This window comes from Patescibacteria group bacterium, assembly GCA_038065255.1.
Taxonomy (GTDB): Bacteria; Patescibacteriota; Patescibacteriia; order JACQRZ01; family JACQRZ01; genus JBBTRI01.
In genome coordinates this window covers 16,873-19,308 of the sequence record JBBTRI010000023.1, presented here as the reverse complement: position 1 = coordinate 19,308, position 2,436 = coordinate 16,873, and the positions used below count along the sequence as shown (strand labels likewise).

At 47.9% G+C, this 2,436-nt stretch carries 3 protein-coding genes; all 3 read left to right on the top strand.

Features of this window, described 5'->3' with window-relative positions; translation table 11 throughout:
- On the top strand, window positions 1-209 hold a 209-nt coding region (gene pyrH / locus AAB400_04995), incomplete at its 5' end, for a UMP kinase (protein MEK7649234.1).
- Window positions 199-1,284 (top strand): DNA-processing protein DprA, encoded by a 1,086-nt coding sequence (gene dprA / locus AAB400_04990; GenBank protein ID MEK7649233.1) that lies wholly within the window; start codon window positions 199-201, stop codon window positions 1,282-1,284. The genes pyrH and dprA, both read left to right, overlap by 11 nt.
- A gap of 7 nt (window positions 1,285-1,291) precedes the next feature.
- On the top strand, window positions 1,292-2,436 hold a 1,145-nt coding region (gene topA / locus AAB400_04985; protein ID MEK7649232.1), incomplete at its 3' end, for a type I DNA topoisomerase.

Sequence of the window (2,436 nt, the reverse complement as noted above, 5' to 3'; positions counted from 1 at the left end):
ATGCAAAGGCAAAATTCCTTCCGGAAATCGATGCGCTCAACATGCTTAAGAAGGGCATGCGTGTGATGGATCTCACAGCGATATCTTTTTCCATGGAGCATAAGATTCCGGTGATTATTTTTGATGCGTTTAAAAAAGGAAATCTCAAGGGTGTTATTTTAGGCAAAAAGATAGGTTCAATTATCACCAATGGAGGCCATGCACGCTGATACAAAGTATTACATAGCGTGTTCCGCAGTGCCAGCGCTGCGGAGTACGCGTTTTTTTCGGTTGATGTCGCTGTGTTCTGGCGCCGAACAGGTGTGGAATGCTTCAGTAACCACATTATGCCAAGCGGGATGTGAGCGCCAGACGGCTGAAATGATTATTGCGCAAAGAAGCGCTATCGACCCCGACGCATTGGTTGAAAAAATCTTTGCTCTGGGCATCAGTGTTGTGACTTGCGAAGACGAGGCATACCCCCTACTACTCAGACAGATTCCAGCACGACCCTATGTTCTTTATTATCAAGGAAAGCTTCCGCTGCATGGCATGCATTGCATAGGGATTGTCGGAACTCGAAGAACAACAGAGTATGGCGTTCAGGCTACGCAGCATTTGGTGCGAGATCTTACACGGGCAGAGTTTTGTATTGTCAGCGGACTTGCGAGGGGTATCGATAGCCTGGTGCATAAGGGATGCCTGGAAGCAGGCGGAATAACTGTTGCGGTGCTGGGTACGGGTGTCGATACCATGAGCATCTATCCAAGAATGAACCGTTATCTGGCAGGCGAGATTATTGAACGAGGTGGCTGTGTGGTTTCGGAGTACCCACCCGGAACAGCCGTGCAGGCGTATCATTTTCCCGCTAGAAACAGGATTATCTCCGGGATGAGCAAAGGTATTATTGTTGTTGAAGCGCCCCAGAGATCCGGAGCATTGATTACAGCGCGCCACGCACTCGACCAGAATCGTGATATTTTTGCAGTGCCGGGGTCGATCTATAATCCCATGTCTGAGGGGCCGAATGGGTTGATTAAGCAGGGGGCGATTCCAGTGACATCATCATTGGATATATGTGAGCATTATGAAATGAAACAGCAGGGCACCCAGCAGCGCATCATCATGGGCGAGAATGATGCTGAGAGGTTACTGTTAGGAATACTTTCGCATGAACCGCACACCATTGACGAATTGTGTAGAATGTGCCATCTTGACACGAAGAGTGTTGCAAGTACACTACTTATTATGGAAGTGAAACGCATGGTGCGCAATATCGGTGCAATGAGATATGTAAAAATATAACCGTCGTATGTCAAAACTTGTTATAGTAGAATCTCCCACAAAAGCAAAAACAATCAGTAACTATCTCGGTAAAGAGTATATTGTCCAATCATCATTCGGGCATATTCGTGATTTACCAAAAGGGAAATTCGGTGTTGATGTGGAACATGATTTCGAGCCAAACTACGTTATCCCCACTAAGAGCCGTAAGACCGTTACGGCATTAAAAAAAAGTGCAAAGAAAGCAGAGGAAGTGCTGTTCGCAACTGATGAAGATCGAGAAGGAGAGGCAATTTCTTGGCACCTTGCAAAACTGCTTGACGTGCCTGAAGATAAGGCGCAACGGATTGTGTTTCATGAAATTACGCCGGAAGCAATATCGGCAGCATTGGAGCACCCCCGCCATATAAACCAAGCCCTTGTAGATGCACAGCAGGCGCGCCGTATTCTCGATAGGCTTGTGGGCTACGAACTCTCACCATTCCTGTGGAGGAAAATAACCAAGGGGCTTTCTGCAGGGCGCGTGCAGTCGGTTGCTCTGCGTTTGATTGTGGAACGCGAACGCGAGATTGAGGCGTTTAACCCTCGAGAATACTGGACGCTCGAAGCGACATTTTCCCCTTCAGAAGGTGTAACCTTTATTGCCCGCCTGTATAAGCGCGATCAAACCACGCTCGATAAATTCGCCATTGCAAACGCTGAGCAGGCACAGCAAATACTTGATTCACTTGCGTCATCCACATACCGGATATTGGATGTAGTGAAGAAAGAAACAAAACGCAGTGCTCCCGCACCTTTTACCACCTCAACGCTTCAGCAGGAGGCAAATAAGCGCCTGCATTTCAGCACAAAACAAACCATGATGATTGCCCAACAGCTCTATGAGGGGGTTAAGGCAGAGCGAGGAATGGAGGGGCTGATTACGTATATGCGCACAGATTCAGTAAATCTTTCCGAGCGGTTTACATCTGATGCATTTTCGGCGATCAAAAACCTCTTTGGAGATCGGTATGCCGTGGGGCCAGGGACGTACGTTACAAAGTCAAAATTGGCTCAAGAAGCCCATGAAGCAATACGGCCGACATCTCCTAGTCGTACACCGGAATCATTGCAGCATTTTTTGACGGATCAGCAGTACCGCTTGTATGACTTGATTTGGCGGCGCGCTCTTGC